Origin of the sequence: Streptomyces sp. 13-12-16, from assembly GCF_002114215.1 — a bacterium.
In the GTDB taxonomy this organism is placed as follows: domain Bacteria; phylum Actinomycetota; class Actinomycetes; order Streptomycetales; family Streptomycetaceae; genus Streptomyces.
Genome location: NZ_NCTE01000463.1, coordinates 2,521 through 2,828 on the forward strand (window position 1 = coordinate 2,521; position 308 = coordinate 2,828).

At 76.6% G+C, this 308-nt stretch carries 1 pseudogene; it reads left to right on the forward strand.

The window, feature by feature from the left end:
• Positions 1-202, forward strand: a pseudogene (locus B7767_RS18655) (class I SAM-dependent methyltransferase); the annotation flags it as partial.
• Between the last annotated feature and the right edge of the window lie 106 nt (positions 203-308).

Sequence of the window (308 nt, forward strand, 5' to 3'; positions counted from 1 at the left end):
CGACCACTCGGCCGGGGGCGTCGCCCGGGACCTGGAGTGGGCCGAGCGGATCGCCGCGCCCGGCGCGGTCGTCGTCCTGGACGACTACGGCGACCCCAACTGGCCGGGCGTCAAGGATGCCTTGGAGGCCCATCTGAAGGGCGGGACCCGCTTCACGTTCCTGGGCAAGGCCGCCCACTCGGCGTACCTGCGGGCTTCCTGAGCAGCGGCCCGGACGGCGGCCCGTGCCGACGTGCGGGGTCCGGCCCGGGGCGGAGGAGACGGACCCGCCGGGCCGGAGCCGTCGGCACGAAACCGCCGGACCGGAG